The 24521-nt window shown below is 26.5% G+C and carries 19 protein-coding genes and 1 pseudogene; 2 read left to right on the forward strand and 18 right to left on the reverse strand.

Features of this window, described 5'->3' with window-relative positions; genetic code table 11:
* Positions 1–25 precede the first annotated feature (25 nt).
* On the forward strand, positions 26–2062 hold the full coding sequence (locus tag ABXT45_RS05405; protein WP_415313068.1) for an ATP-dependent helicase: 2037 nt from the start codon (positions 26–28) through the stop codon (positions 2060–2062).
* The gene (locus ABXT45_RS05410; protein ID WP_415313069.1) at positions 2059–3753 is read left to right on the forward strand and encodes a M24 family metallopeptidase; all 1695 of its coding nucleotides are present in this window, start codon (positions 2059–2061) and stop codon (positions 3751–3753) included. The genes ABXT45_RS05405 and ABXT45_RS05410 overlap by 4 nt, the downstream gene beginning before the upstream one ends.
* On the opposite strand, the gene ligA is transcribed toward ABXT45_RS05410, so the two are convergent.
* The 18 genes and pseudogenes from ligA to ftsZ form a co-directional block, all read right to left on the reverse strand.
* Positions 3736–5766, reverse strand: coding sequence for an NAD-dependent DNA ligase LigA (gene ligA, locus ABXT45_RS05415; protein ID WP_415313070.1), 2031 nt, complete (start codon positions 5764–5766; stop codon positions 3736–3738). The genes ABXT45_RS05410 and ligA overlap by 18 nt on opposite strands.
* Before the next feature lies 1 nt (position 5767).
* A complete protein-coding gene (locus ABXT45_RS05420; protein WP_415313071.1) occupies positions 5768–6616 on the reverse strand; it encodes an outer membrane protein assembly factor BamD in 849 nt (282 codons plus the stop codon).
* Between the two features lie 38 nt (positions 6617–6654).
* A complete protein-coding gene (gene lpxC / locus ABXT45_RS05425) occupies positions 6655–7575 on the reverse strand; it encodes a UDP-3-O-acyl-N-acetylglucosamine deacetylase (protein ID WP_415313072.1) in 921 nt (306 codons plus the stop codon).
* 65 nt (positions 7576–7640) lie between these two features.
* Entirely contained in the window at positions 7641–8750 is a 1110-nt protein-coding gene (locus ABXT45_RS05430; protein WP_415313073.1) for a cell division FtsA domain-containing protein, read from the reverse strand.
* The gene (locus ABXT45_RS05435) at positions 8750–9427 is read right to left on the reverse strand and encodes a cell division protein FtsQ/DivIB (RefSeq protein WP_415313074.1); all 678 of its coding nucleotides are present in this window, start codon (positions 9425–9427) and stop codon (positions 8750–8752) included. Before ABXT45_RS05435 ends, ABXT45_RS05430 begins: the two co-directional genes overlap by 1 nt.
* Positions 9408–10322: a D-alanine--D-alanine ligase gene (locus tag ABXT45_RS05440; RefSeq protein ID WP_415313075.1), complete on the reverse strand. Its 915-nt coding sequence runs from the start codon at positions 10320–10322 to the stop codon at positions 9408–9410. The genes ABXT45_RS05435 and ABXT45_RS05440 overlap by 20 nt, the downstream gene beginning before the upstream one ends.
* A 1-nt stretch (position 10323) precedes the next feature.
* Entirely contained in the window at positions 10324–11262 is a 939-nt protein-coding gene (gene murB / locus ABXT45_RS05445; RefSeq protein ID WP_415313076.1) for a UDP-N-acetylmuramate dehydrogenase, read from the reverse strand.
* Positions 11232–12626: a UDP-N-acetylmuramate--L-alanine ligase gene (murC, locus tag ABXT45_RS05450; protein ID WP_415313077.1), complete on the reverse strand. Its 1395-nt coding sequence runs from the start codon at positions 12624–12626 to the stop codon at positions 11232–11234. Before murC ends, murB begins: the two co-directional genes overlap by 31 nt.
* Positions 12616–13686, reverse strand: coding sequence for a UDP-N-acetylglucosamine--N-acetylmuramyl-(pentapeptide) pyrophosphoryl-undecaprenol N-acetylglucosamine transferase (locus ABXT45_RS05455; RefSeq protein ID WP_415313078.1), 1071 nt, complete (start codon positions 13684–13686; stop codon positions 12616–12618). The genes murC and ABXT45_RS05455 overlap by 11 nt, the downstream gene beginning before the upstream one ends.
* Positions 13687–14811, reverse strand: coding sequence for an FtsW/RodA/SpoVE family cell cycle protein (locus ABXT45_RS05460; RefSeq protein WP_415313079.1), 1125 nt, complete (start codon positions 14809–14811; stop codon positions 13687–13689).
* A complete protein-coding gene (gene murD / locus ABXT45_RS05465) occupies positions 14808–16103 on the reverse strand; it encodes a UDP-N-acetylmuramoyl-L-alanine--D-glutamate ligase (RefSeq protein ID WP_415313080.1) in 1296 nt (431 codons plus the stop codon). Before murD ends, ABXT45_RS05460 begins: the two co-directional genes overlap by 4 nt.
* Positions 16103–17188 (reverse strand): phospho-N-acetylmuramoyl-pentapeptide-transferase, encoded by a 1086-nt coding sequence (gene mraY / locus ABXT45_RS05470; RefSeq protein ID WP_415313081.1) that lies wholly within the window; start codon positions 17186–17188, stop codon positions 16103–16105. Before mraY ends, murD begins: the two co-directional genes overlap by 1 nt.
* A complete protein-coding gene (gene murF, locus ABXT45_RS05475) occupies positions 17178–18683 on the reverse strand; it encodes a UDP-N-acetylmuramoyl-tripeptide--D-alanyl-D-alanine ligase (protein ID WP_415314445.1) in 1506 nt (501 codons plus the stop codon). Before murF ends, mraY begins: the two co-directional genes overlap by 11 nt.
* Positions 18660–20023 (reverse strand): annotated as a pseudogene (locus ABXT45_RS05480) (UDP-N-acetylmuramoyl-L-alanyl-D-glutamate--2,6-diaminopimelate ligase); the annotation flags it as partial. The gene murF and the pseudogene ABXT45_RS05480, both read right to left, overlap by 24 nt.
* Before the next feature lie 7 nt (positions 20024–20030).
* Positions 20031–21713: a peptidoglycan D,D-transpeptidase FtsI family protein gene (locus tag ABXT45_RS05485; protein ID WP_415314446.1), complete on the reverse strand. Its 1683-nt coding sequence runs from the start codon at positions 21711–21713 to the stop codon at positions 20031–20033.
* Positions 21700–22008 (reverse strand): cell division protein FtsL, encoded by a 309-nt coding sequence (locus tag ABXT45_RS05490; RefSeq protein ID WP_415313082.1) that lies wholly within the window; start codon positions 22006–22008, stop codon positions 21700–21702. The genes ABXT45_RS05485 and ABXT45_RS05490 overlap by 14 nt, the downstream gene beginning before the upstream one ends.
* On the reverse strand, positions 22005–23015 hold the full coding sequence (gene rsmH / locus ABXT45_RS05495) for a 16S rRNA (cytosine(1402)-N(4))-methyltransferase RsmH (RefSeq protein WP_415313083.1): 1011 nt from the start codon (positions 23013–23015) through the stop codon (positions 22005–22007). Before rsmH ends, ABXT45_RS05490 begins: the two co-directional genes overlap by 4 nt.
* Before the next feature lie 18 nt (positions 23016–23033).
* Positions 23034–24521: a cell division protein FtsZ gene (gene ftsZ, locus ABXT45_RS05500; RefSeq protein WP_415313084.1), complete on the reverse strand. Its 1488-nt coding sequence runs from the start codon at positions 24519–24521 to the stop codon at positions 23034–23036.

A 24521-nucleotide genomic window follows, 5' to 3' on the forward strand; every position in this document is an offset into this window, starting at 1 on the left:
AATATCTTATAATGAAATTTAAAAAATGATAAACTCTGAATATTTAAACAACCTTAATAATGCTCAAAAAGAAGCTGTTTTATACCTTGAGGGACCATTATTAATTGTTGCAGGAGCTGGATCTGGAAAAACAAAAGTTCTTACCTCAAGAATTGCTCATATAATCAAAGAAAAAAAGGCCTTTCCAAATCAAATCTTATCAGTGACTTTTACTAATAAGGCTGCAAAAGAAATGCAAAACAGAGTTAGCTCTATATTAAATTCTGAAGCTATAGGGCTTTCGTGGCTCGGGACCTTTCACTCTATATGCGCAAAGCTTCTCAGAAAACATGCACCTGCAGCTGGATTAACTTCTAATTTTACAATTATTGATACAGATGACCAGATAAGATTAATCAAAAATATATGTAAAGCTGAAAATATAGACATAAAACAATTAGCGCCAAAATTTATTCTTTCAATAATTGATAGATGGAAAAATAAAGGGTTCTATCCAGACGAAGTTATTATCAATAAAAATGATATTTTTGAGAGAACTATACTTCCACTTTATAAAGTGTATCAACAAAAATTATTAGACTTAAATGCATGTGACTTTGGAGATTTAATTTTACATGTAGTTAAAATTTTAGAAAAAAACCAGGATATAAGAAATATTTATTCAAACAATTTTAAATACATACTTGTTGATGAGTATCAAGACACTAATTATATTCAAAGTCGATGGCTTAATCTACTTTCAGAAAAACATAAAAATTTATGCTGTGTTGGAGATGACGATCAATCAATTTATAGTTGGCGTGGAGCAGAAATAAAAAATTTCTTAGAATTTGATCAGGTATATAAAAATTCAAAAGTAATAAGATTAGAAGAAAATTATCGTTCCTCACAAAATATATTATCTGTAGCTTCAAATCTTATAGCTAATAACCAAAACAGAGTTGGGAAAACTTTAAAGACAACTATGGAGGAAGGAGATCTTGTCAAACTTAATTGTTTTAAGAATGGAAAAGATGAAGCAATAGGAGTTTCTGATGAAATTGAAAAAAAACTTAAAAAAAAGTATTCTTTTAATAATATTGCTATTCTAGTTAGAGCTATTTTTCAAACAAGAGAATTTGAAGAAAGATTTTTAAAAATTGGTTTACCCTACAGAATTCTTGGGGGAACAAAATTTTATGAAAGAGCAGAAATCAAAGATTGTGTTGCTTATCTAAGATTGATTCACCAGCCAAAAGATGATTTGGCATTTGGTCGAATAGTTAATAATCCTAAAAGAGCAATTGGAGAAAGTACTATAAAATTAATTCATGAGTTTTCAAAAACAAATGCTGTTAGTTTGGAAATTGCTTCCAAAAAATTAATTGAAGAGAATTTAATTAAACCAAAAACTAAAATTGGTCTTAGCTCTTTTTTATTTCTCATGGATAAGTGGAGAAATGATATTAATATAAAAAAAATTAATCATGTTAAATTATTACAACTCGTTTTAGATGAATCTGGTTATTCAAGTATGCTAAAAAACAAAAAGGATCTAGAAAATGAAAACAGACTTGAAAACATTAAAGAACTTTTAAGTGCAATGAAAGATTTTGACAATTTAGAAAGTTTTCTAGAGCATGTTGCTCTTGCTACCTCAGTTGATCAAGATTGGGATGGGGAAAAAGTTAACATGATGACAATGCATGGATCTAAAGGACTTGAATTTGATGTAGTTTTCTTACCAGGCTGGGAAGAAGGTCTTTTTCCACACCAAAAATCTATTGAAGAAAAAGGCCAAAATGGGCTTGAAGAGGAAAGGCGATTGGCTTATGTGGGAATAACAAGGGCCAAAAAAAAGGCACTTATATCTTTTGCTATGAATAGGTTTTATCAAGGAAATTGGATAGACAGTATGGCTTCAAGGTTTATTGAAGAGTTACCAGAAAAATTTTTAGAAAAAAATTCTTTTTTTGACGACTCAAAGGATAATGAAGAAGATTTTGAATTTAATCAAGATTTTGAAATTGAAGAAGGAACTAGAAGTCCTGGATGGATAAGATATCAAAAAAGAATTAAATGATTTTAAAAAAAATAAAAATTCTAAGAAAAAAATTTAAACAATATGACATTGATGGTTATATTATTCCAAAAAATGATGAATATTTTTCTGAATATGCAAGAAATGATCGGTTAAAGAATATTACAGACTTTTCAGGTTCTGCAGGTTTTGCAGTAGTTTTAAAAAAACAAAATTATTTATTTGTTGATGGTAGGTATACTATTCAAGCACATCAACAATCATCTAAAAATTTTAAGATAATTGAAATTCATAAAAAACTACCTCATACAATTATTAAAAATTTTAATTTAGGTTACGACCCAAAACTATTTACATCTAAATTACTTAGTAAATATTTTATAAATAATAATTTAATTTCTATTGATCAAAACTTAATTGACCAAATATTTAGAATTAAAGAAAAAAATACGAAACCATTCTATTCTCTAGACACAAAAATTGTAGGTGAGTCATATAGTTCTAAAATTTCTAAAGTTGTAAAATTTCTTAAAAACAACAAAGCAGATTATTGTTTCATTTCTGCACCTGAAAATGTGGCTTGGCTTTTAAATATTCGTGGATATGACAACCCAAATAGCCCAATTGCAAATGCTAGATTAATACTAAATAAAAAAAAAGAATTTTTCTTAATAGCAAATGAAAATAATTTAAAAATCCTTCTATTAGATAAAAAAATTAAAAAGAAACAAATCTTACCAATCAATTCACTCCCACAATTTTTAGATAATTTAAAAGGTAAGAATTTTATTATTGATAATAAAACTTGCTCAATCTTTTATGAAAAAATAATTAAATCAAAATTTAATATACTTAAATTTGATGATCCTGTTTATGAACTAAAATCAGTCAAAAATTCCAGCGAAATAAAACATATGATTGAAGCCCATAAAAAAGATGGCTTAGCATTAACAAGGTTTATTTATTGGATTAAAAATGTTAATAAAAAAAAAATAACAGAAGTGTATGCGCAAAATAAATTAGAAAAATTTCGAAAGCTTAATAAAGATTATTTATTTCCAAGTTTTGATACCATTTCTGGTGCTGGTTCAAATGGTGCAATTGTTCATTATAGAGCTAATAAAAAAACAACTAAAAAAATTGAACAGAGCGATATTTTATTGGTAGATTCCGGTGGGCAGTATCATTACGGTACTACAGATGTAACAAGGACTATATCATTCTCAAAACAAAACAAATTTATCAAAAATGCTTATACAAACGTATTAAAAGGCCATATTGCCGTTGCCTTAACAAACTTGAATACAGATGACACCGGGAAAAAAATTGACATAAAAGCTAGAAAGTTTTTAAAAAAAGAAGGTCAAGATTATGCCCATGGAACAGGACATGGAGTTGGTTTTTTTTTAAATGTTCATGAAGGACCTCAATCAATTTCAAAACATAATTCGATAAAGATAAAAAATGGAATGATCCTGAGCAATGAACCTGGTTTTTATAAAAAAAACTACTTTGGTATTAGGATTGAAAACTTAATTTATGCTAAAGAAACCAAAAAAAGCTTTAATTTTGAAAACCTTACACTTGCTCCTTTAGAAAAAGACTTAATTAACTATGAGCTATTAAATAAAATAGAAAAAAATTATTTATTTAAATACCATTTAAATATTTATTCAGAATTTTCTAATTTGCTTAATAAAAAAGAAAGAAAGTGGTTAGCCACTCTTATTTAACATTTTTAACCATTCCGCCTGATTAATAACTTTTATATTCCAATCCTGAGCTGTATTTATTTTTTTTAAGGTTGGTTTGTCTCCAGCAATTAAATAATCAAGTTTTTTATTAACATTACTAATTATTTTTCCTGAATTTTGTTCTATCAATGATTTTGCTTCCGCTCTGCTAATTCCATTTAACTTTCCAGTTAACATAAAAGTTTTATTTTTTAATAATCCTTTATTATTTATTAAAATTACATCTTTGATTAATAAATTTTTTTCTAGCTCAGACAACACTTTAAGATTAGTTTTATTTAAGAAAAATTTTTTGATGGACTGCATTTGTGTTATTCCAATTCCGTCAATATTGGATAAATTTTCAATATTATTTTCCCCTGATAGTCTAAAAAAATTAGATGATGTTTTAAGATGTCTTGCGATAAGCTTAGCATTTTCTTGTCCTATATGTCTTATACCCAATGAATAAATAAATCGCTCTAGAGAAATATTTTTTTTTTCTTTTATTGAAAATTTTAAGTTAGCAACTGATAATTTTCCCCATCCTTCAAGTTCTTCTATTTTATTATAATTAAGCTTAAATATATCCTGCGGAAGTCTAACTAATTTTAAGTTCCAAAAATTTTCAACAATTTTCTTCCCAAATCCTTCTATGTTAAATGCGTCCTTAGAAACAAAATGTTTAATTCTTTCTATGGCAATTTTTTCACATTCAAACCCCTCGCTAGCACACCTTCTTACAGCATCTTGTCTTTTAGTTGTCTCATTATAATCTTTAATTGTTTTACTTCCACACGATGGACACTTTAAAGGAAAAATAAATTTTTTTGAGTTTTGTTTTCTTTTTTTTAAATCTACCGAAACTACATGAGGAATTACATCTCCAGCTCTTTCAACGGTGACAGTATCCCCTACTCTTATATCTTTTCTAACAATTTCATCTTCATTGTGAAGCGTTGCATTTGAAACTATTACTCCCCCTATATTAACTGGTTTAACTTTCGCAACCGGGGTAAGTGCCCCCGTTCTACCAATTTGTATTTCAATATTCATTATTTCTGAAATTGAGCTATTAGCTGAAAACTTATGTGCTATCGCCCATCTGGGTGCATTAGCAGCAAAACCCAATCTTTTTTGTAAATCAAAATTATTAACTTTGTAAACAATTCCATCTATATCAAATGCCAACTCTTTTCTTTTTTCCTCCAATTTTTTATGGTTCAATATTAGATTTTTAACTCCAATAATTTTTTTATTAAATGGGTTTGTTTTAAACCCCCATAATTTTAAGTTTTCTAAGAAACTTGTTTGATTATTAATATTCATGTTTTTTTCATAACCGTATGTGTAGGCAATAAATTTTAATGGAATTTTTGCAGTTATTAATGAATTTTTTTGTCTTAATGATCCAGAAGCAGCATTTCTAGGGTTTGCAAACTTGTCATTAATTTTTTTAAAATCATTATTTTCTATAAAAACTTCACCTCTAATATCTATTTCTTTAGGGAAGTTGTTCTTGATAATTTCTAAGGGTATATCCTTAATTGTTTTTAAATTTTGTGTAATATCCTCTCCTTCATTACCGTCTCCCCTAGAAAGTCCTTTGGTTAATTTTCCATTAATATAAATTAACGATGCAGATATTCCATCAATTTTTGGTTCTGCACTATATTCGATAGAATTTGTATCTTTTAAACTTAAGAAATTAATCATTTTTTTTTCAAAATTTTTTAAGTCTTCTTCATTAAAAGCATTTCCAAGTGACAACATTGGAACTTTATGTTTTATTTTTTGAAAATTTTTTGATGGTTTAAATCCTATGGATTTAGTAGGAGAATATTCACTTTTTAAAAATTTATATTTATTCTCTAAATCTATTATATCTTTTTTTAAAAGATCAAATTCTTGATCTGATACAATAGGTTTATTTTTATCATAATAATGTTTGTTATATCCCTGAAATAAATCAATTTTTTTTAAGTATTCAATTTCAAGGTCTTTATCATTCATTTTACTCGAATAATCCCTTAAATTTTTTTATTAGACTTATTTTTTTCTTTTTATCTTTTTGTAATTCTTTTACACCATCTCTATAATTTTTATTAAATACTTTATAAGAATTTTTATACCAATCAGAAGATTGGTAATTATATCCTAAAGTGTTTGCATATTTTTTTGACTCATTTATTAATCCAAGTCTATAATTAATTTCAACCAATCTATGGAGAGCTTCTTCTGTGTAAATGGTTGTATTGTAATCTTTAACAACAGTCTTAAATCGATTTAATGCTGGGATCCACTTAGTTTTTTTTAAATAATATCTAGCTATGTACATCTCCTTTGCGGCCAAAACTTCATCAATTAAATCTATTTTAAATTTAGCATCCATGGCAAATTCTGTATTTGGGTATTTTCTAATTATAGTTTCAAATTGTTCCTTAGAATCTAATATTGATTTTAAGTCTTTTTTTTCATCAACTATTTGTTCATAAAAACTCATACCTAGAAGAAAATGTGCATAAACTTTATCTTTATGATTTGGATATGTTACTAAATATCTTTCTAATTCAAAAATTGCATCACCGTAATAATCTTGAGTATAATACGCATAAGCTGCCATGATAGCTGATTTTGCCGCCCAAGGTGACTGTGGAAATAACAACTCAGCCTCATTAAATTTTTTAGCTGCTAACAAAACATCTCCTCTTTGAAGTTCAAAATAGCCTTCTTTGTATGCCTTAGACATTTGCATTTCCATGTCCACTTCTACAATCTCAGAAATTTTTTTTGTTTTATCTCCACAAGAGCAAATAAAGACAAAGGTAATTAAAAGAAGTATAATTTTTAATTTTGAAAGCATTGTCTTATTCTAACAGATTATGAATAAAACTCTATTTTTTAAGCTATAGATCTTAGGTGACTCTTATTTATAAGTGTATTTGGCAAATGTTTTTCAGCAATTTCTATTAATGAAAAATTTTTGTCTTGTTCAAAAACTTTTCTCAATAATTGGTTGGTTAATTTGTGTCCTCCTTGAGAGCAAACAATCTTCCCGATTATTTTATAACCAGCTAGGTATAAATCTCCCATACAATCTAAAATCTTATGGTTTACAAATTCTTTTTTATTTCTAAGACCTTCTTCATTTAAAATTTCATTATCCTTAACAACTATTGCATTATCAAGACTACCTCCTTGAGCTAATCCCATTTCTTTTAGCTTTTCTATATCTTCAAAAATACAGAAGGTTCTTGAATTATAAATATCAGTCAAATCTGACTCGAATACATTTATAAAATTTCTTTGTGTTCCAATTAAACTATTTTCATATTTTATTTCAAAATCTATATCTAAACTTACCTTACTTGGTTCTATAGAAATTGTTTTTTTACCATCATTAAATTCAATTCTTTTTTCAATTTTAATTATTTTTATTGGTGCTTCACTATTTTTTATTCCAGCCTTGTATATTTCTTCAATAAAAATTTTAGCTGATCCATCAAGAATTGGAACTTCCTGATTATCAATCTCTACCAATACGTTATCAATTCCTAAACCATATAATGCCCCCATTAAATGCTCTATTGTTGATATACTAACTCCACTTTCATTTGCTATGGTTGTGCAAAATACTGCACTACTAACATTAAAAATGTTAGGAACTATTATATTATTTTTCTTTAGATCTATTCTTTTAAAAAGAATTCCTGAATTTGGTTTTGCTGGCTTAACCGTCATAGTTACGTTTGCTCCACTATGGAGCCCAACACCTTTAAAAGTAATATCTCTATTGATAGTTTTTTGATTAAGGGCAGACATTATTATTCTTATAAATAATTGATTTAAATTTAGAAAAACAACAAATGTTACAAGAAAATACTAGTCTATTTAAAAAAATGAAAAAGTTTTTCGAAAAAACCTTGTTTTATTTGTTTTTTAGGCACAACTACAACCTCTTGTTTGTTATGTATTTTTCTTAGTTTGTAACCAGACTGGCAAACATCTCCCAGAGTTTCCTCTAAAAAATCAATATCTTTAGAAAATGAAATTTTATCTTTAAATTTATTATCTAAAATTTTTGATCCCGCTCCCATCAATATCATTTTAAATTGACTCTTTATCCTCGTATTCGAGGCAAGGGATTTATCACATAATTCTAAAATCTCTTCTGTTCTGGCAAAAGCTATTTTTTGCAGTGTTTCCAAAGAAAAATTTGGATTATCAACTTGTGAATTATTTTTTTCAAAATTTAATTTAAGTTTTTCTGCTTCATTAATATCAATCTTTAAAAGTAGAGAAATATCTTTAGTAATATGATTTCCACCTATTGGTAGAACATCCAAAAAGATTAATTTATCATTACTAAAGGAAATAATTGATGTTTTTTTAAAACCTATATCAATGAAGGATACGTCTCCTGTTAAATGTAAATTATTTTTATAATTGATAGATTTTGCATAACTAGAGCAAATTATTTGATTAATTGATATATTTAATTCTGAAAAAGTATTTTTAAAGCTTAGCAATAACTCACTAGGAAGACAGATAAAAATGATATCTAATGATATGAATTGGCAATCAATTTCATCTGGTAGTTCAGAATAGTCAATATCATCAATTTTATAATTATTTATAATTATGTGTGCAATATTGTAATCTGAATAATATTTTAATATTTGCTGCTTTGCTTCTTGAATTAAAAATAAAATATCATCTTGTCTTAATTTCAGTTCTTGAATTTTTTTAAACACAGAAATTGCAACAGAAATCGTTTTTGAACTATCTACCATCAGGTCTATATTATCAATATATTCGTTTGTGGATTTTTCTAATGATGCAATGATTTTTTGAATATCTAATTTAAAATTTGATTGATCTATATAAAAATTGCTCTCGATAAAGAAATGGTGGTTCTGGTCTTCTTCATTAAATACACCTGCTCTTATTTTTGAAACACCACAATCAATTATAGTTTGAAATTTTTTATTACCCATTATTTAACAACTAAATGATTACTTACTCTCAAATCAATAAATTTATTATCTTTAAAATTGTCATTCTCTATAAGTTTCTTGGATAAATTTAACGATTCAATCATATGCTCTTGTGGTAGCTTAATCAAAATATCGTTATCAGTTAAAATATCCCACCTTCCAGATGGAAAAAAATATAATGTTTTTAAATTTGAAAAAGAAAGTATAGATTTTTCAATATTCTGTTTAAATAATAAAAATTGCTGAGAATTAAATTCACCAAAGATATATGGGAGTAATTCATTGTTATTTTTATCTTCAATTAATTTACCATTAACACCTACCAGATATTGACCATTATTAGAAACTCGAGCAATAAATTTAGTTGGTTTAATTACAATGTTAAGTGTTGATGGGTAAATTTTTTTTATACTAAACTCTTGAATAATATTGTGTTTTTCTAAATTTTTTTTTATTTCATCTTTATTAATGACAAATATATTTTTGTATAAAAAATTATTAAGATTTTTTAAGATCTCTAAATTTTTTTTTTCAGAAAGACCTGTAATATTAATTTTATTTATTGATGAAGATATTTTGTTTTTATCGTTTATAAACTTTGCGCTAGTAGTGCTTAAAATAAACAAAAATAATAAATAAATTATTATCTTATTTTTTTTATCTGTTGATTGATGCATCTTTTAGAATCCATTCAATTAATTTAATAAAGCTGATACCTTTATGTTTTGCTATCTCAGGAACTAATGAAAGTTTAGTCATTCCTGGTTGAGTGTTTATCTCTAGTAAATAAAATTTCCCATTAAAAAACTTAAAGTCCGATCTAGTAACACCTTTGCAGCCTATAATCTTATGAGCATCTCTTGCTATGTCACTAATTTTAGCCAGATTATTTTTGCTCAAATCTACAGGAATTAGGTGCTTGGTCTTAGCGTTAGAATTATATTTTGCCTCATAATCATAAAACTTTCTTTTGGGCTCAAGTTCAATTGCACCAAGCACTTTATTATCCATTATTGCAACTTGAATTTCTCTACCTGGTATAAATTCCTCAATTAATATTTCATCATAATCTTTTAAAGCGTTTAGGTTTTTTATTATATTAGTCTTCTCACAAATATAAACATGAACACTTGACCCTTCATTTATAGGTTTTGTTACTACAGGGAATTTTAATTTTTTTTCAATTAATTTTACAATATTAAGTTTATTTTTTTTATGATTAAATTTAATATACTTTGGAGTAAGTATTTTATTTTTTATAAAAATTTTTTTTGAAATTTCTTTATCCATTGCTATTGATGATGCAATTATACCTGAATGCGTATATGGAATTTTTTTTGTTTCTAAAATTGTTTGGATGTACCCATCTTCACCAAATTGTCCATGTAGTGCATTAAAAATAATATCCGGTTTAAATGAAATAATATTCTTTGACAAATTTTTATCAGGTTCACTAATTAAAGTCGTATATCCATTTTTGATTAATTCTTTAGCAACTTGTTTTCCAGTATCTAAGCTAATTAGTCGTTCCTTAGATATACCACCAGATAATATTAAGATTTTTTTTTTCATTCTATTTTAAAATTTTAATTTCCTTTTCTAATACTATTCCAGTTTTTTTTTCCACACTTGTCTTAACAAATTCAATCAATTTATTCATATCCTCAAAACTAGCATTATTTTTATTTACAAAAAAATTACAGTGCTTATTTGAAATGTGAGCATCTCCAAAGCTGGTATCAAGTGCTACAGATTCTTTTATCAATTCCCAAACTTTTTTATTAGTTTGATCAATTGGATTTTTGAATGTACTACCACTTGTTTTTATTTTTGTTGGTTGTGCACTATCTTTCTTTTCCTTTAACTCTAAGACTTCTTTTTCGATTTCTTCTTTATTTTTTCTTAATCCTTTAAACGATGCACTTAAAAAAATTAAGTCCTCTTTTAGATCATTACTTCGGTATTTGAATATAACTTTGCTTGCTGGTATTGTTAAAACTTGTCCATTTTTATCAATTGCTTGGATCGATACTAGCACATCTTTAAACTCTTTATTAAAACATCCGGCATTCATCTTTAGTCCCCCACCTATAGTACCTGGTATGCATGCTAAAAATTCAAATCCACCTATTCCATTATTCAGTGCAAAATCAGAAAGCTTTTTATCAAGACAGGCACTGCCAGCTATTATGACATCATTTGGTAATATGGAGATATTGGAAAAATTTTTTCCTAATTTGATAACAACACCATCAAATTTTTCATCAGTTATAAGGGTATTTGAGCCTGCACCTAAAATATGTACTTTTTCTTTTTCTCCAAATTTTTTTAAAAATAAAATTAAGTCGGGCAAATTATCTGGTTTAAAATAAACTTTGGTTTGACCACCGATATAAAACCAATTGCTCTTTTTTAAATCATAATCAAAGAGAATTTTACTGCTAATTTCACTAGAAAATTTTCTTATTTCATCAATGCTCATTAGATCAATTCTGGTAATTGTCTCATCCATGTTGAAATTGTACCTGCACCCATACCAACAACTATCTTCTTACCAAAAATAGTATTTTTAATAAATTTTGCTAATTGATACTGATCCTCAACCATAAACAATTTTACTTTTGAATTTTTAATAATATCTTTTGCAAAACTATTATATTTAAAACCTAACTTTATTTTTTCTCCAGCCGTATAAATAGGGCATAGTATTACAATATCAGCTTTTTTAAATGATAAGCTAAATTCTTTTTTAAGATCCTTTAGTCTGGAAATTCTGTGTGGTTGAAATATACAAATCACTTCTTCCTTCTTATAAGCAGCTCTCACACCATTTAACACTTCTCTAATTTCAGTTGGATGATGGGCATAATCATCATAAAAATTAGTTTCTCTATGTGTAAAAATTTTATTAAATCTTCTTTGAACACCCTTAAATTCCTTTAATCCTTTTTTGATAATATTTTGTGATATTCCAATTGTTAATGACACAGCCACTGCTGCTGTGGAGTTTCTAATATTGTGAATTCCCAATAATGGTAATTTAATTTTTCTTATAGTTAAATTTTTTTTTCCTGGCAAATTTATAGCAAGATCATATTGAGAATATTCTTTTTCTTGTTTTATATTTTTAATACAGAAATGTGATTTACGGTCAATTCCATATGTATAATAATTCTTCATTTTTAATTTACTTAATAAATCTTTATTATTTTTGTCATCTATGCAAATAAAAGACTTCCCAAACGAAGGGACTTTATTGATAAATTTAATAAATAATTCTTTAAGATCTTTCATTGAATTATAAAAATCCATGTGCTCACGATCAATATTTGTTACTATAGAATAAGTTGGTGGCACATGTATGAAACTACCATCTGATTCGTCAGCTTCTAATATACACCAATCACTTTTACCTAGTTTTGCAGAATTTTTTATTGCATTAAGTACACCACCGTTAATAATTGTTGGGTCCAATTTTGTCTTTGAAAATATTGAGGCTAATAGAGACGTAGTTGTTGTTTTTCCATGTGAACCTGTAACAACTATATTTTTTGTTAAAGAGACTATATTTGCTAACATCACTCCTCTTTTATAAATAGGTAATTGTTTTAATTTGGCTTCAATTAATTCAGGGTTATTATTTTTAATAGCTGATGAAATGACAACAATTGTTGCATTTGCTATATTTTTTTTTGTGTGGTTAATTGTAATTTTGATCTTATCTTTTTTTAATCTTTCAATATTCTTATTTGCAAGGACGTCGCTACCTTGGATATTAAACCCCATTCTTTTCATAATGAGTGCAAGGCCACTCATTCCAATACCTCCTATACCAACAAAATGTATAATTTCAGTTTTAGCTAATTCAATTTTCATTAATAACAGATATAATTTTCAGATTTATATTATTCCATGTGTTTTCATAGTTAAAATCTTTCATGTTCTTTTTTTTAGCAAGATATTCTTCTTTATTATCTATAATATTAATTAGTTTATCGAGTAATGTTTTCTCATCCATTTCTTTTTGATTTAACAACCAATTAAAGCCAAGTTTATTATAAAAATATGCATTTTCAAATTGATGGTTATCTTTTGCAGTTGGTAAAGGTATTGCTAAATATGGAATCTCATTAAAATTTAACTCAGCTAATGTTGATGCGCCTGCTCTAGTAATGCATAAGTCTGTTTTTTGCATAAAATTTATAACATCATCATTAAAATTGAATAATTCACAATTAATATTGTTATTTTTATAAGTTTTTTTAAAACTTTCAAAGTTAATAGAACTAGTTTGTTGATAAATTTTTAGTTTATATTTTTTAGATAATTTAATAATTGTATTTTTAACTAAATCATCAAATATTTTAGCTCCTTGACTGCCACCTATTATGAGTAAATTAATTGCATCTAAGGAGTTATTGTAATCCCTCTTATTATAAAAATTTTTTCTTAATAATGCTGGAATTACTTTAATCTTATTTTTAAATTTAATAGGAAATTTTTTGATATTATTAGAATAACAAAATATTTTTTGACAGTAACTTATAAAGAGCTTGTTTGATCTACCTAAAACCATATTTGGTTCAAATAACAACAGCTTAATATTTAAAATTTTAGCACCTAGACATAGAGGAAGTGACATATATCCACCTGTCGAAATTAATATATTAATTTTATTTTTTCTTAAGAAAGAAACAGATTTGAAAATCAAAATTATCATTAAAAGAAAATCAAATAGCATTAATAATAAATTTTTTGAAATAGGCTTCACATTAAATATCTTTAAATTGTACTCATCTTTGTTTAAAAATTTGACACCTCTAAAGTCAGATGTCATAGAAACCTCAAAATTATCCTCTAGATGTTTATATATTATGGTTGCAGGTATAACATGACCTCCTGATCCACCGGTGCTAATTAGTATTTTTTTATTCATCTAATCAATTTTTCTTTTTGTTAAATTTAAAATTATTCCAGATAATATAGAAACTCCTATAATTGAAGAACCCCCATAACTTAAAAATGGTAATGTCATTCCTGTTGTTGGAAATAGTCTTATATTCACCCCAAGATGTATTAATGCTTGAAAAATTATTAGGCTTATTGCTCCAGTTAGCACTAGTTTAATTTTTTCACTTTTTTCCAAATAAATTTTTTTAAAAACAGAGTAAATAAAAAACAAAAATAAAATTAATAACAATATTATTGCAATAACACCAAATTCCTCAGAAATAACTGAAACTATATAATCAGTATGAGCCTCTGGAACTCTTGTTTTTAATGTGCCTTCTCCTATTCCTTTACCAAAAAAACCACCACTACTGATTGCTTCTATAGCCTTATCAGATTGAAAATTATGGGTTCCTCCATCAGGGTTAAAGAAAGAAAGAATACGACTTTTAATATAAATAAATTTTGAGATAAAAAAAACCACATATAACAGGACTAAAATAGCAAAACTCAAAAATAATAAAATTAATAGTAGATTTATACCAGATATGAAAACTAATATTGCCCAAGATAAAACCACTAAAAGTGTTTGACCAATGTCAGGCTGCATTATTAATAGTAAGCCAGTTGGTATAATGGCAATAATAGTCAATAAATACTTGATATAAATGTTATAATTTTTTTCACTACATAAAATTGTTGCTACAAAAATAATTATGAATGGTTTTAGTAATTCAATTGGTTGAAATTGAGGAAGAAAAAAAAGATTTAGCCATCTTTTTGAACCTTTAACTTCAGTACCAAAAATTGGCACTAAAAATAAAAAAAATAAAGTAATAAAAAAAAGATAAATAGAGATTCTAAAAAGATTCCTTTCACTTAGTGAGGAAAAAAACACTAAAGTTATCAATCCAATGAAAATATAGGCCAAATGTTTAAAAAAGAAAAAATAATTATTTGTATCTAATTTATCAGAAGCAATTAATGAAGTTGAAACTAAAGAAAAGAATAAACCCAAACTAAATAAAAATATTATTAATAAAAAAATTGTTTTATCTATATTTTTCCACCAGTTATAATATATTGAATTAAGTGAACTAATATTTATCATTTTATATAATTTTTTATAAGTTTATTAAAATATTTACCTCTTTCTTCAAAGTTTTTAAAACTATCAAATGATGCAGAAGCTGGGCTAAAAAGAATTGTCTTACTAATAAAATTATTTTTATTTTTAATATCTAAAAAAATCTTAGCAATTAAAGTTTTTAAATTTAAAAATGATTGAAACTCCATTTTATTTTTTAATTGATTAATAAAAAATTTTTGATTTTTACCAAAAATATATAACTTGATCTTTTTACAATCATTCTTTTTAAGTAAAAATTTATCTCCCTTTTTAGGTAAACCGCCTATTATCCAGTAAATATTTTTTAATGATTTCAATAATTTTTCTGATGAAGAAAAACTTGTTGCTTTAGAATCATTAATAACTTTTAAAAATTTAGAATTATGAATTATTTCTTGTCTATAACTTAACCCTTTAAAATTTTTTAATGTTTTTGATAACAGATCGCTTTTTAAATTTAATAGCTTTGAAACCCTCAGTACAAATGTCAAATTTTCTTTATTACCATCTGTATCAAAATAATGATTATCAATTTTTTTAATAAACTTATCACTTGTATATTTTTCTATTTTCAGAATTAGTGGTGCAAATTTTTTTTTCTTTAATTCTTTTTTAATGTAAAAATTTTTTGTATTTAAAATTGCAATATCAATTTTAGATTGATTCTTTATTAATTTAAATTTAGCGCTTACATATTTATTTATAGTCTTGTGCCTTTCGAGGTGATCTGGTGCAATGTTTAAGATTATAGATATATTTGTCTTAAATAACCTGCTGTATTCTAGCTGATAAGATGAAGCCTCTATTACAAATAGAGTGTCTTTTTTGATCTTTTTTTCCAGTAAAATTGGATTACCTATGTTGCCAACTAAACGAACATCTTTTTTTTGGTCTTTTAATATATCGTATAAAAGCTTAGCAGTAGTTGATTTACCATTTGTACCTGTAATAGTTATTTTTTGATTAAGAGCATATCGACTATAAAAAATATCTAAATCTGTATAAATTTTTTTATGATTTTTTTTTAAAAATTTACTTAATTTACATTTATTAATGTCTATTCCTGGACTGATTATAATGCAGTCAAATTCCTTTCTAATTATTTTTTTGTATGTTGAGTGGGTATCTTTAGTTTTTTTTTTAGTAATTATTCGATCATCAAATAAACTAATAACATTACTTTTTTTTAAAAAACTATAAGCAGATAGACCACTTTTACCTAGACCATAAATTAATATTCTTTTTTTAAAAAAGTTTTTTTCTAGATTTAACATTATCTAAGTTTTAATGTCGCTAATCCAATCATTGCTAAGATTATTGATATAATCCAAAATCTAATTACAATTGTTGATTCTGCCCAACCTTTTTTTTCAAAATGATGGTGTATGGGTGCCATTCTAAAAATTCTTTTTCCTGTTAATTTGAATGAAAATACTTGAATAATAACTGACACAGCTTCTAGTACAAATAAACCACCTGTTATTGCTAAAACAATCTCATGTTTGGTAATAATACCAATTGCCCCTAATGATCCACCTAATGCCAGTGAACCAGTGTCACCCATAAATATTTTAGCAGGTGGTGCATTAAACCATAAAAACCCTAAACAAGCGCCTATGATTGATCCACAAAAAACTGAAACTTCTCCCATACCTTCGAGATAGGGAATGTTTAAATATTCTGAAAATAAAATATTACCCGTTACGTAGCTAATAAATGCAAAACATGCTGCCACTAATATGACTGGCACTGTTGCTAAGCCATCTAAACCATCTGTTAAATTAACTGCATTAGATGATCCAACAATTATAAAAATAGAAAATGGAATAAAAAACCATCCAAGATTAATAATTAAATTTTTAAAGAAAGGAAAATACAAATTTGTAAGTTCAATATTTTGAGATAACTGAGTTAAACCAAAAATTCCAACAAAGGCTATTAAAATTTGAGAAATAATTTTAAATTTAAATGATACACCAGATGAATTTTTAAACTTAATTTTTTTATAATCATCATATGCGCCTAATAGCCCAAACCCTGTAACAATAAATAACAAAAACCATATATGATAATTTGATAGATCACCCCAAAGTAATATTCCTGAAAATAGTCCAAGTAAAATTAAAACACCCCCCATTGTTGGCGTTCCAATTTTCTTAATTATATGTTCGGTAGGACCATCATTTCTTATTGGATTTAAAATTTTTCTTGCTGAAAAAAATTTAATAAAAGGAGTGCCTATTAATAGAACCACAAACATTGACGTAAACATTGCAAGCCCCGTTCTAAATGTTAAATACTTAAATACATTTAGAAAACTATATTGATCAATTAATTGAGTAATAAGACTATAAAGCATTAAACTTGCCAGTTTTTAATTTGTTAACTAGATTGTTAAGTCCAGTAGAGTTTGAACCCTTGATCATTAAATAATCATTATTATTTAAATCATTTTTAATCAAATCAATTATTTTAGACTTATCTTTCAAAATGACACCTCTGCGGTGCTTATCAAGGTTTTTATAAGTATGTAAAATATGTTTTCCCACTACATTGATATTTTTAAGAGAAGTTTTATTAATATCCTTACCAGCCTCTAAATGTAGTTTTTTTGAATAATTTCCTAACTCCAACATGTCGCCCAGTATTAATTTTTTTTTATAGTTATCAATTTTTAATTCATCAAAATTTTTTATGGCTGATTTTAATGATAACGGATTAGAGTTATAACTTTCATCTACAATATAAATACTCTTTTTATTTAATTTAACTTTTGTTATATCTCCACGACCTTTTGTTATCACATAATCAAAAAATATATTTTTATCTAATTTTTGTATATCTTTAAAAATTGATATAATTGTAATTGCGGCTAATAAGTTTTTTAAATTATTTTCAAAAATTGATCTGACATAGAAATATGTTTTTTTTTTATTAATATTTATAATTACTTTATATTTAGATTTTTCTTTGATTATTTTTTTTAAGAAAATATTTGCTAATTTATTTTTTAAACTAAATGTAAAAATATTAATATTTTTTTTATTAGCGATTTTTTGATGTAAATTATAAAATTTATCATCTAGGTTTAAAACAAGATATCCATTTGTTTTTATATTATCAATAATTTCTGACTTTGCTAAAGCTACTTGATGAATATTTTTAAAATTTTTAATATGAGCATACGAAATATTTGTAATAACACCCACATCAGGTTTGACAATCTTTGATAAATAATCAATCTCACCTTTTCTATCCATTCCAATTTCAAAAATACCAAATTCATCATTTTCTCTTAAATTAAATAAACTTAGTGGTACTCCAAATTTATTATTAAAAGATTTTGGTGAATAAGTTGCATTACTAATCTTGCTTAAAGTTTTTCCTAACAATTCTTTAAGAGAGGTTTTTCCACAACTGCCAGTTATAGATATAATTTTACTGGATAAATTTTCTCTTAGTTGAGATGATGCATCTGTTAAAAACTTTAACGTATCATCTACTATGATTTTTTTCCTAGATTTGATTTGATTGTTAGCTATTACTAATGATGCACCATTTTGAAAAGCTTCATTAACATACAAATTTCCATTTTTATTATTTCCTTTTATTGCAAAAAATATATCATTTTTATTTATTGTTTTAGAATTAATTGATGCATTATTTATTTTTATCTTTGAATTAATTTGAAGAGAATTGCTAATTTCTTTTAAGATGTTTATTTTAAGATTAGTTGAAAGAAGTTTGTTTTTTAATTTAATATTTTTTAGTATTTCTAATCTGTCAGAAAATCTATTTGTAAACTTTCCATAATCTTGCGTCTGTTCATGACCTTTTCCTGCAATAACTAAGATATCCCCTGTTTTTAAATCAAATATAGCCTTGTGAATAGCTTTAGCCCTGTTCGAAATTTCAACAACTTTTGATTTATCAATGGTTTTTTTAATAGCTAATCTTATCTTTTTTGGATTTTCATCTCTTGGGTTATCGTCAGTTAAATAAATTCTATCACAGTATTTGTTGGTTATTTTTCCCATCATGGGCCTCTTAAGCTTATCTCTATTACCACCACATCCAAATACAATGAAAATTCTTTTATTTTCAAATTGTTCTTTTAAATTAGATAAACAAGTATTTAGTGCATCAGGTGTATGAGCATAATCTAAAATAACTTTTGATTTATTCTTTAAAGCTCCAATTTTTTCAAATCTACCACTCACCGATTTTATTTCTGAAACAAATTTCACTATTTTATCAAATTTTAAATTACTTTTTTTAGCAGCAAGCATTGCCATAAATAAGTTTTTTAATTGAATTCGGCCAATTAAATCTGTTTGTAATTTATAATGTTTTTGATTGTGTATAATTTTAATTATTTGTTTATCGTCTTTATACTGATGTGAATAAATATCTATTCCATTATTGCTTTTTGATAAAACATGAAGATTAAACCTATTATTCAGTGATATTTTTTTTAAATTTTTATATTCTGGAATCTTACTATCGGTAATAATGTTTCCTCTACATTTTAATAACTTATCGAATAGATACAATTTTGATTTAAGATAATCATTAAATGTTTTATGATAATCTAAATGATCATGTGATAAATTGGTAAAAATTGCGGTATTAAATTTCAAGCCATCAAGTCTATTTTGCTTTAATCCATGACTAGAGGCTTCTATTATAACATTGTCAATTTTTTTTTTTTTAATTCATTCAGTATTTCACTTAATCTAATTGGATCTAATGTGGTATTAGAAACTTTCTTTAAATTATTTTTTGTCTTAATTCCCAATGTCCCAATAGAAGCTACTTTTCTGTTACTTAAGTTTAATAATTGAAAATAAAAATCTGCAATTGATGATTTTCCATTTGTTCCTGTCACTGCTACTAAATTTTTTGGCTTATCTTTTTTTATCTTATATGCTAATTCTGATAATAATTTTCTAACCTCTTTAGATCTTAAGAATAATACGTCATTCTTTATGCCTTCAAATTTTTGTTCTGAAACAATTATTTTTGCACCCTTTTCAATTGCATGATCAATGAACTTACTTCCATCTGATTTTGTCCCTTTAATTGCAAAAAAAATATAATCCTTCTTGCAATCAGCACTGTTAAAACTAAGGCCAGCAAACTGATGATTTCTAAATTCTTTTTTAATATTTTTAAGGAATTTGCCAATCAACATATAAGTATTAATTTTCCATATGTTTTGTGGCCAAAATAGGCCCAATTTTTTCTATGATTTTTGCAGCTACTTCAACAGATGTCCACCCTGCTGTATTAAAGGGGGTTCCTTTATATGAACCTTTTTTATTTTTATATTCATATACATAATCTGATGATGTTTTTGGCTCATCAAGTAAAACTATCAACACATATTTAGGGTTTGAGATAGGAAAAATGCCCACAAATGTATTAATTTTTGCTTTAGAATAACCGCCGACTATTGTTTTTTGAGCAGTTCCAGTTTTTCCACCAACTTCGTAACCTTCAATGTTTACAAGTCCCGCTGTACCTTCTTTAGTAGTTACAATTTTTCTAAGTATCGGATTTATTTTCTCTGAAATACCAGCTTTGATTATTCTTTTTTTGTGCTGATTATTTTTTAACTCACTTTTTATTAAGCTGGGCTCAACAGCAAAACCACCGTTTGATATTATTGCGTAAGCTTTTGCCAGCTGTAGTGGAGTTGTAGTTATTCCATGCCCAAAAGACACAGTCGCAAGTTTACATTTTCCCCACTTAAATGGAATAGGCTCTCCAACCTCTTCTATGTCAAAATTTATTTTACTTAGGATTCCGATTTTTTCTAAAAAAGCTTTTAATTTAATAATTTCTAATTTTTGTCCAATTCTTACAGACCCTATGTTTCCAGACCTAATTAAAATTTGTTCTACGGTAAGATCGGATGGTATTTTGTTGTCATATTCAGATATGCTACTTTTTCCACATTGTAGTTTTTTTTCTAAATTTAAAAATTCTGTGTCAGTATTAATTAAACCTGCTTCTAATCCAGCTGCTACTGTAAAAGTTTTAAATACCGAGCCCAACTCATACACTCCTTTTGTTGCTCTATTAATAAAGTTGAGATCCACTATCTTCTCCCTTTTATTAAGATCAAAATCTGGATATGAAACCATAGATATAATTTCTCCATTATTAACATTCATCAAAATTACTGTGCTACCTTTGCTTCTAAATATAGATTGAAACTTTACCAATTCTTCTCTAATTAAAAATTGTATGTCAGTATCTACTGTTAATTTAAGTGGTTCGTTTGTTTGTTTTAATTTTTCATTAAAGGATTTTTCAAGTCCTGATATGCCTTTATTGTCATCATCTATTTGACCAATAATATGACTAAAGAGATTTTTTTGAGGATAAATTCTAGTTAATTTTTCTTCTGATTTAATTGATTTATCTCCAAGTAACATAATTTTTTCATAATTTTCAGAAGAGATTTTTTTTTCGAAATAAAAGAATTTATTTTTTTCAAGCTTCTTAGTAATCTCTGCATAGTTTTTATCTGGGAATATTAACTGCAAATTAATTAATAGTTTTTTTTTGTTAATTACCTCAATAGGGTTAATACCAATATCTATCGACTTAACTGTTTTAACTAAATAATTTCCATTTCTATCAAGTATGTCTGCTCTATGGTTTTTATTTATAGTTAAGAATTTCTTGTTATCTTCTGCTTTTAACGAGCCTAAATGAAGCAATTGTATTGAATAAATTACTGAAATCACTGAGAACACAAAAAAAATAAAGGCTATTCTATTAAACTGTATATCTAAATTAGTTTTACTTTTTTTGTATGAAAATTGATTTTCATATTCTTCTAGAATAATATTTTTTTTATTATTCATTGCTATTCTTGCTGATTAAGTCGTTTATTTCTAAAGTTTCATTGTTTTCAATGATTTCTTTAATATTCATAATTTCAATTTTAATTAAATTTTTTTCAAAATATTGCGTCTGATACTGAACTAATTTTTCAGGAGAGCTCAAATAATTAAACTCAAGCAGTACATCTTCGAGTTCTGATTTTAATGGTCTTATGTTTTCATTGATTGCAAAAATTTGATCTTCTATTTCTTTTGTAGAATTTTTAACAAGTGATGTGATCAGTATTAATACGAAAATAACAACTAAAACTAATTGTTTCATAGTTTTTTTGACAAATTCTCAATGTCAATTAAATGTTTAAATTTATCTAAGATATCTGTTTCAAAATCGAAAAAGTCTTCTTTCTTAATTACATAACGTAACTTGGCTGATCTAGAAGGTGGATTTTCTCTAATTTCTTTATCACTTGGTACTATTGGTTTTTTTATAACAGATTTAAATAAATTTAATTTTTCTTCAGTTTTTGGCATATGTCTTGAGACACTTTTATTTTCAGATAAACTTTTAAAAAAGTATTTAACAATTTTATCTTCTAAAGAATGAAATGTTACAACAGCAATAACACCATCTTTTTTAACAACTTTAGCTGCATTAATTAATCCATAAATTAGTTCACTAATTTCTTTATTTACAAATATTCTTAATGCTTGGAAAATTTTAGTAGCACTATGCGTCTTATAATTTCTTTTTCTTTTTGAAGACTCTATAATTCTAACTAGTTCTTCTGTTGTGATTTCTCTTTTGGATCTGTCTTCTACGATATTGTGTGCTATTCTTTTACTGTCTACCTCATCACCAAAATATTTAAATATCTTTGTAAGTTCTTTTTCATCTAGTTGATTAATTGCTTCTTTTGCTGAAAAATCATTTATACCCATTTTCATATTAAGTTCACCTATAGTATCAAATGAAAGACCTTTTTTTGGGTCTTTAATCTGATTTAGTGAGTACCCTAAATCAAAAATTACGGCTTTAATATTCTCATCTTTTAACTTTAAATTATTTAGTTGACTAAATTTAATATTTTTAAATAACAGCCTATCTTCAAAACTTTTTTGAAGTTCTTGAGCCTTTTTAGAACTCTCAGAATCTCTATCTAGTGCAATTACTTTTGTTTCTGGAAAGTTTAATATTTTTTTTGTGTATCCGCCTTGACCGAACGTGCAGTCAATAAATGTACCACCATATTGAGGGGTAATTATGCTAATTATTTCACTTAGCAATACCGGATAATGATTTCTCATATCTGGTATTGTGGTGGCTATCATTTATTTTTTTGAAGACCATTAATTCTTTTGTCTTCTTAAAAATGCTGGAATTTCTAGATCATCATCTTCTGAAACGTTTTCTAAAGTTTCAGTAGATAGTAACCCTTCTGTCTCTGAAGTTTCGCTGTCCGAACTAAATAAGTCTGGAGCGTCTTCGCCTTCTACACCAAAGTTTTCAAGTCCATTAGAAACATGCTCTTCCTCTATTGGGTTGTTTTCTTCAGACTGTGTTGTTGTAAGTGCTTCCTCTGAAAAAGATTGCTCATAATCATTTGATTGATCATTTTCAATAATACTTTCAACTTCTTGATTGGTAGTAGTTTGTTCATTCATCATTTCTGATGATGCCGTGTTTGTAACTTGCTCTGCAATTATTTCATTTTCTAACTTTAATGCATTTGCTCCATGCGAAATGGGGCTAGTCATCGTAGGTGAAAAGTTAAACGATTGAGCAGAACTTGCACTATTAAAGTCTGAATAACCAGGGTTTCTATTTTGTATTCTGTGAACCATATTGATTACAGATTTACTTTCTGGTTGTTGCCCATCTAATGCTGTTGCAACAATTGATACTCTGATTTTTCCATCAAGGTCTCCAGATGTAATGGCACCAATAATTACTTCAGCTTCTGGATCTACTTCAGCTCTTATTTTATTAACAACTTCATCAACTTCAAAAAGTTTAAGATCCTTACCACCAGTAATATTTACTAGTAATCCTTTTGCACCTTTTAACGTATAATCATCAATCAATGGGTTGCTAATTGCCATGTCTGCTGCTTTAGCTGCTCTACCTTCTCCTTCGGCTTCACCAGTTCCCATCATTGCTTTACCCATTGAAGCCATTACAGTTTCAACATCAGCAAAATCTAGATTAACGATACCCGGTCTAACCATTAGATCAGTTACACTTTGTACACCTTGCATTAAAACATTATTTGAAAGATTAAAAGATTCCTCAAATGTAGTTTGTTCATTAGCAACCTTAAATAGATTTTGATTTGGAATTACAATAATTGTATCCACATGTTTTCTTAATTCTTCTAGGCCTAGCTGAGCTCTTCTCATTCTTGATGGCCCTTCATATAAAAAAGGAAGTGTTACAACACCTACTGTTAAAATATTTAATTCTTTAGCAGCTCTTGCAATAACGTGTGCAGCACCTGTTCCAGTTCCACCACCCATACCGGCGGTTATGAAAACCATATTTGCACCCTGAAGTGTATTTACAATTTCATTTAAAGATTCATCTGCAGCTGCTTGACCAATATCGTGCTTCGCTCCAGCACCTAAACCTTTTGTTAAACTTAGACCAATTTGAATTCTTGCTTTAGCTTTGTTTAACTTTAAATCTTGAGCATCAGTATTTACAGCTATGAACTCTACTCCTTGAAGTCCATTATCAATCATTTCATTAAGTGCATTTCCGCCTGCTCCACCAACTCCAACTACTAATAGCCTTGGTTGTAATTCTTTTATTTCTGGTGATTTAAAGTTAATTGTCAT

The sequence above is a fragment of the Candidatus Pelagibacter sp. Uisw_106 genome, from assembly GCF_047724975.1.
Classification (GTDB): Bacteria; Pseudomonadota; Alphaproteobacteria; order Pelagibacterales; family Pelagibacteraceae; genus Pelagibacter.